Source organism: uncultured Blautia sp. (assembly GCF_902497045.1).
GTDB lineage: Bacteria > Bacillota > Clostridia > Lachnospirales > Lachnospiraceae > Blautia_A.
Genome location: NZ_CABVDF010000159.1, coordinates 1 through 6,660 on the forward strand (window position 1 = coordinate 1; position 6,660 = coordinate 6,660).

The following is a 6,660-nucleotide window of genomic DNA, read 5'->3' on the forward strand; positions in this document are numbered from 1 at the left end:
ATGTACAATATGAGAGAATAAGAAATCAGGATTAATTTTTTTCGTTGCTGCAAAGGTTGTGGACAGAACCTTTTACAGCAGAATATGATAAGAAAAATTACAGCAGAAAGTGCTTTTATGGTATAATCGTTACACAAAAGAAAAAATGTAATTTTGACCGAAATAAAAATCGGGCAAGGGGGACTATGCTTTGAAAAAAAGAAAAAATCCGGGTTCTTGCGGAAATGACCGCCCAAGAAGTCCTGCTGTGGAAAACAGGATCAAAGAGAGAAATCGAAGAGTTATTATGACAGTTTCTGTTTTTCTGTTTTCGGCAGCAGGGATTTTTCTGCAGAGAGAACGCAGACAATGGCAGTTCCAGGAAACCACTGTGGCTCCGAAGGCTATAGTCGTAGAAGTAACTCCCGTAGAAAAAACACGGGAGGAGAAGCTCTGGGAGCAGATAAATAAAAACAGAGAAAAATACCCGGCGGATTTTCTGAATATACTGAAACGGAATACGGAAGTTCTGGATTTTGCAGTGAACTGTCTGACTGCGCCGGCGGAACCATCAGGAGGCATCACTCTTTCTGAAAGCAGGAGAAAAGTGCCGCTTTTTGTACAGTGGGACAAACGATGGGGATATGTTCCTTACGGACAGTCAAACATAGGAATATCAGGATGCGGACCAACCTGTCTTTCTATGGTTCTTTACAGCATCACCCGGGATAAAAGCCTTACTCCGGACCGACTGGCAGAGCGGGCGATGGAAGAGGGGTATTATGTGGAAGGTGAGGGAACTTCCTGGCTGTTTATGGAGGATATGGCAAAAGAATACGGAGTTCAGGCAACTCAGTTTGCCTATATGAGCCTGCCAGAAATGGAAAGAGAGCTGGATAAAGGAAAGCTGATCATCTGCGCCATGGGACCGGGGGATTTTACGGACAACGGGCATTTTATCGTGGTGCGGGGACATACCGGAAGCCAGATGATCATTAACGATCCTTTCAGCAGGAGCAACAGCGGAAAAAAATGGGAGTATGACAGACTGGAGCCTCAGATAGAGAAATGCTGGGTATATGGAAAATAAAAATTTATAAAGGAGAAAAGGAGAGGAAATATGCTGGAAATATATAAGACTGTGCTGGAGGGGGGCACAGGGGAAATTGTGGAAAAAAAATCCAGATTTATCGCAACTGTGCGTCCGGTTAAAAGCGAAGAGGAAGCATTGGCTTTTCTGGAAGAAATGAAGAAGAAATACTGGGATGCAAGACATAACTGTTTTGTCTATTCAGTTGGTCTGAATCGGGAATATACCCGCTGCAGTGATGACGGAGAACCTTCCGGAACGGCAGGGCGCCCTATGCTGGATGTGATCCTTGGAGAGGATATTTACAATGTGGCAGTGGTGGTCACCCGATATTTTGGAGGGGTTCTTCTGGGCACCGGAGGGCTTGTCCGTGCTTATTCAAAGGCAGTACAGGAAGGCCTTGCAGCCAGCCGTATCATTGAAAAACGCCGGGGAATATCTATGAAAGTAACCACAGATTATACAGGAATCGGAAAAATCCAGTATATTGCAGGAGAAAGAAGTATTCCGATCCTGAACAGTGAGTATACGGATAAGGTGGTTCTGGAGCTTCTGATCCCGTCGGATGAAACAGAGGCTGTTCAGAAGGCTGTTACAGAAGGAACCAATGGAAGAGCCCGGATGGAAAAAGACAGGGAACTGTATTTTGCTGTTCTGGACGGAGAGGTTATGACTTTTGAAGATTAGCAGATTACAAAACAAATAATTGCCGCAAAAAAGCCGGTACAGTTTCCCTACATATAAGGGAAATGTACCGGCTTTGCTCTGCAGTGCTTATCTGTCAGCGGATCAGCATTTCTCTGGTTCCGGGTAATCCACACCAAAGGTTTCTACAGTTACAGTTTTCATTACCTGATCGTCAAGAGGTCTGTCGCTGTAATCAGTATCTTCCTCTGCAATGCGGTTTACCACATCCATTCCTTCTGTAATCTTGCCAAAAGCAGCATAGTTTCCGTCAAGGTGAGGAGCTGCTTTGTGCATGATGAAGAACTGGCTTCCGCCTGAGTTTGGATGCATGGCTCTTGCCATGGAGAGAACTCCCGGTGTATGTGCAAGATCGTTGGCAACACCATTCTGCGCGAACTCACCCTTGATACTGTAGCCAGGGCCTCCCATTCCGGTTCCGTCCGGACATCCGCCCTGGATCATGAAGCCGTTGATCACACGGTGGAAGATCAGTCCGTCATAAAAGCCCTTTTTTACCAGGCTGATAAAATTGTTTACTGTGTTGGGAGCGACCTCCGGATAAAGTTCTGCTTTCATTACATCACCGTTTTCCATGGTGATGGTTACAACTGGATTTGCCATAGTTTTATCTCCTTTTACGAAAAGTATTGTTTTTCTCTGTTTGCTCTATTATAATATGCAAAGAACAATTTCGCAAGGAATAAGTAAAAGAACGGAAATCATAACGGTTTATAAAATAATCGGGAATGTTTATGGAAAGGTGCAGAAATGGTAATAGAAACAAGGAGTCCGCAGGAGACTTTTGAATTAGGAAAAAAAATCGGAGAGACAGCGAAGCCGGGGCAGGTATATACATTGAATGGTGATCTTGGCGTAGGAAAAACAGTATTCACTCAGGGAGTGGCAGTTGGTCTTGGCATTACAGAGGCGGTCAGCAGCCCTACTTTTACCATTGTCCAGGTATATGAGGAAGGACGTCTGCCTTTTTATCATTTTGATGTATACCGTATCGGAGATATTGAGGAAATGGAAGAAATCGGCTACGACGATTATTTTTTCGGTGAAGGAATCTGCCTCATAGAATGGGCAGAGCTGATTCGTGATATTCTTCCGGCAAAAAGAATTTCTGTTACCATCGAAAAGGATCTGGACCAGGGCTTTGATTACCGCCGGATCACCATTGAAGAGATTGAAGAAAGGTAGGGAGAAAAAATGAAAATATTAGGTCTGGACAGTTCCGGTATTGTAGCGTCTGTTGCAGTTGTAGAAGACGATACCATGATCGCAGAATATTCGGTAAACTATAAAAAAACACATTCGCAGACACTTCTTCCCATGTTGGATGAAGTGGCAAAAATGACAGAGCTGGATCTGAATACTATTGACGCCATTGCCGTGGCAGGCGGTCCCGGTTCTTTTACCGGGCTCCGTATCGGTTCAGCAACAGCCAAGGGGCTGGGACTTGCTCTGGAAAAACCGCTGATCAGCGTTCCTACGGTAGAAGCACTGGCTTTTAATCTTTATGATGTACAGGGACTGATCTGCCCGATTATGGATGCAAGAAGAAACCAGGTGTATACGGGCATTTATCGTTTTGAGGATCATAAGCTTCAGGTGGTGGAAGAGCAGATGGCAGTGCCGGTTGGGGAACTTCTGGAAAAACTGAACGGATACGGGCAGCAGGTGACTTTTCTGGGAGACGGTGTTCCGGTGTTCCGTGAAACTATTCTGGAAAAAGCGGAGTTCTCCTGTTCTTTTGCACCGGCTCATGTAAACAGGCAGAGAGCGGCTGCTGTGGCGGCTCTGGGACTGGTATATTATCAGGAAGGAAGATATGAGACTGCCCGGGAGCACATGCCGGATTATCTCCGTGTTTCTCAGGCAGAAAGAGAGCGGGCAGAAAGAGAAAAAGCCCGTCAGCAGGCAGAAAGCGGGGAAGCAGTACAATGACTTTTCGGGAAATGCTGGTGGAGGATCTGGATCAGGTTATGGATATCGAAGAAGCTCTTTTTTCGGTACCGTGGACAAGGGAAGGATTTCTTACCTATCTAATGAAAAAAGACACCATGTTTTTTGTAGTGGAGGAAAAAGATCAGATTCTTGGCTACTGCAGCATGATGACTGTGCTGGATGAGGGAGATATCCTGAATGTGGCGGTCAAAAAAGACCGCCAGAAAGAAGGAATCGGTCAGTTCCTTGTGGACAGCATCCTTCGTCTGGCAGAGATGCAGGGGATAAAGTTGGTCCATCTGGAGGTTCGTGAGGGAAACGGAACCGCCAGACGGCTTTATGAAAGACTGGGCTTTAAAGAGGACGGACTCCGTAAGAATTATTACGAGAATCCGGTGGAAAACGCAGTGCTGATGACAAAGGCAATGTAGATAACTTTGCCAGAATAAGAAATACAGCAGCAGCAAAACTGAACAGGATTCCAATGGATTTACCGGGCGCATGAAATCGGATTACGATTTCATGCGTTCCTTTTTTTACAGGAAACCCCAGAAAACCTTTGTTGACCATCCGGGGAGTTTCTTTCTTGCCGTCCACAAGAATCTGATATCCTTTGGAATAAGAAAAGGAAGTAACGAAATATCCGTCTCCGCTCATAGCTATGGAACCGTGAAGAAGTTCTTTTTCTTTTACAGCAGAAGGCCGGAAGGGCTGTATATCCGGATGTGCGAGAGCGGAAAAAGGCAGGGTAAATGCCTGGATATTGTGGATTTTGTAATCACCCTGGGAGAAGTGGATATCCAGAGTTTTTAACGGTTCGTTTCCGGATAAAATCCAGGTAAAGGTTTCATTACGGTTTGGGTAGGGTGCGTCAGAACCGGAAAGACGATTCCGTATTCCGTTTATGGTAATGTCGATATCCTTTTTTCCGTTGTAGGAAATATCACAGGACAGCAGAAGAATCTGATGCTCCAGAACAGCAGGAAGATGTTTGGTGACGGTAAGAGCCTGTCCGCTTTCCGGTGCTTCCAGAAAATCCCCGGGAAGAGGATACTCCTTCATAAGTGAGGTGTATGCCGTAGTGGAAGTGTCGGAAGCTTCAGGAACAATGGTACGATTGGCAAGTGTGTCCAGCGTCTGAGGATAGCTGAGCGTATCAAAGGTTTTTTCGCTGAGAAGAGCCGTAGTTCCGTAGGCATAGGGAAGCACATGTCTGTTTTCTGCCAGAATATAATCTCCTTTTTGCAGCAAAGGAAAATATCCTTCAGGAAGCTTGCTTTTTGCGGTCAGAATATAACGGACTCCCATCAGATATTCCTGAAAGGGATTTGCATCGGCATTCATGGCTACCCGGTTTCTGGTACTGACAGGCATTTTCAGAATATCGTAAAAAAGCCGGTTATAGGCACTGTTGGAAACAGAGGAGTACATAGTTGTCCGTCTCAGGTTTCCGGCAGGCAGGTAATTACTGTTTGTCATTGGAGCGCTCAGAATATCCAGGGCACTGTTGTTATCTTCGGACAGAACACTTTTTATTTCTTCTGAGGAAAAAATCTCCCGGCTTTGGTTGGAGGAGGAAACATAGGATTCTGTCCGCGCAGTGGAAACAAAAATCAGAGACGGAATCAGAAAAACCAGAAAAATACCTGCAAGTCTTTCAACTGGTCTGTGATTGGAAACAGCATACACCAGAAGAAAAAGCATATCAGTCAGAATCAGGATTTTTCTGCCGGAATGGAGAAAAAGGATCTGTATCAGTCCGGGAATCATACACAAAAGAGCCAGAGGAAAGCGATGACGGATACTTTTCTCATGAATTTCACTCAAAGTATCTGCGGTCAGCAGTAAGATCAGAGGCAAAAAAGGAATCAGCGCCTTGGGACGGAGATAGAGAGTTCCGTTCAGGATCCAGCAGCAGAACTGACTGCAAAGGAGAAGGCAGAGTACCGCTGCTGTTTTTTGTGTCTTTTTGCGAAAAAGGCAAAGAAGAAGACAATACAGGCAGATCAGAGTGAGACCGCATCCATAAGGGCTGTAAAGCAGTGTGTTCAAAGAGGGATTTACGGTAAAAATTTCCCGGATGGAGGCAGATTTCACATCTTTTTTATTTTCCAGTATCGTCAGCGCTGTGGGAAGCAGAGATACCATAGAAAGACTGACTCCTGCTGTAACAGAACAGAGAAAAGGAAGCCAGGGACGTTTTTCTGGTCTGTTATCCAGCTGGAGAAAATACAGGAGAATGCATACAAAACAGGCAGGAAAAAAATAAAAACTGTGAAGAATTATCATGCAGATGGACAGAGAAAGTCCTGTGCAGACAGGAAAACGTCGGGAAGAACAGGAGGTGTTTTCCTGCAAAAGCCTGTCCACACAGATCAGAGCCAGTATCAGAAAGGGAAGATAGCTGATAAACATGATCTGTCTGTGTGCCTGAAACATGCAGTTGGAAGTCAGATAAAGAAATCCTCTGGTAAAGCACAGACTTTCCGGAATTCCTTTCTTTTGCAGCCACCAGTAAAGCAGCCAGGAACCCAGAATCATTTCCAGAATGGCATAGCCCTGAATAAAGATTTCCATGGGGATATCCGGGAAAAAGAAGCTGATCAGTACATCCGGACGGAGAAAACCATAATAGGAAAGTGTGTAAAAGTTGGTACCGCTTCCAAGAGAACACCAGTCGGGCATCAGTTCTCCGGTTTCCAGAAACTGCTTACGCATGGTGTCTGCAATGGTCACATGCTGACAATACCAGTCGGTGGTGGAACCAAAAAGCTTTTCCTGGGGAAGTATGATCCATTTAAATAAAAAAACTGCTGCGGCAAGAAACAGGTAATGTACTGTTTTTTTCATAAATATTCTCCTTCTGGCTGTTTTTGATGGTTTATCTGTGAGAACAAAAAAACTGTTTTGAAAATAATCCTGTAAAAAAGATATTCCATTTATCTTAAAAAAAT

7 protein-coding genes are annotated in these 6,660 nt (G+C 44.8%); 5 read left to right on the forward strand and 2 right to left on the reverse strand.

Annotated elements, in window-relative coordinates; genetic code table 11:
- Nucleotides 1–190: 190 nt before the first annotated feature.
- Together RDS42_RS10875 and RDS42_RS10880 are read left to right on the forward strand one after the other, a co-directional pair.
- Nucleotides 191–1,069 (forward strand): C39 family peptidase, encoded by an 879-nt coding sequence (locus RDS42_RS10875; RefSeq protein ID WP_308783685.1) that lies wholly within the window; start codon nt 191–193, stop codon nt 1,067–1,069.
- A 30-nt stretch (nt 1,070–1,099) separates the two neighbouring features.
- Nucleotides 1,100–1,756 carry a YigZ family protein gene (locus RDS42_RS10880; protein WP_308783686.1) on the forward strand — a complete coding sequence of 219 codons (657 nt, stop codon included), beginning with the start codon at nt 1,100–1,102 and terminating at the stop codon, nt 1,754–1,756.
- A 102-nt stretch (nt 1,757–1,858) separates the two neighbouring features.
- On the opposite strand, the gene RDS42_RS10885 is transcribed toward RDS42_RS10880, so the two are convergent.
- The gene (locus tag RDS42_RS10885) at nt 1,859–2,377 is read right to left on the reverse strand and encodes a peptidylprolyl isomerase (protein WP_308783687.1); all 519 of its coding nucleotides are present in this window, start codon (nt 2,375–2,377) and stop codon (nt 1,859–1,861) included.
- 147 nt (nt 2,378–2,524) lie between these two features.
- Here RDS42_RS10885 and tsaE point away from each other — a divergent pair, with 147 nt between their 5' ends.
- The 3 genes from tsaE to rimI are packed head-to-tail and all read left to right on the forward strand — an operon-like array spanning nt 2,525 to nt 4,137.
- Nucleotides 2,525–2,959: a tRNA (adenosine(37)-N6)-threonylcarbamoyltransferase complex ATPase subunit type 1 TsaE gene (gene tsaE / locus RDS42_RS10890; protein ID WP_308783688.1), complete on the forward strand. Its 435-nt coding sequence runs from the start codon at nt 2,525–2,527 to the stop codon at nt 2,957–2,959.
- A 9-nt stretch (nt 2,960–2,968) separates the two neighbouring features.
- Nucleotides 2,969–3,706 carry a tRNA (adenosine(37)-N6)-threonylcarbamoyltransferase complex dimerization subunit type 1 TsaB gene (gene tsaB / locus RDS42_RS10895; RefSeq protein ID WP_308783689.1) on the forward strand — a complete coding sequence of 246 codons (738 nt, stop codon included), beginning with the start codon at nt 2,969–2,971 and terminating at the stop codon, nt 3,704–3,706.
- Nucleotides 3,703–4,137 (forward strand): ribosomal protein S18-alanine N-acetyltransferase, encoded by a 435-nt coding sequence (gene rimI / locus RDS42_RS10900; RefSeq protein WP_308783690.1) that lies wholly within the window; start codon nt 3,703–3,705, stop codon nt 4,135–4,137. Before tsaB ends, rimI begins: the two co-directional genes overlap by 4 nt.
- On the opposite strand, the gene RDS42_RS10905 is transcribed toward rimI, so the two are convergent.
- Complete coding sequence (locus RDS42_RS10905) at nt 4,061–6,556, reverse strand: YfhO family protein (RefSeq protein ID WP_308783691.1); 2,496 nt, start codon at nt 6,554–6,556, stop codon at nt 4,061–4,063. The genes rimI and RDS42_RS10905 overlap by 77 nt on opposite strands.
- Nucleotides 6,557–6,660: the final 104 nt, after the last annotated feature.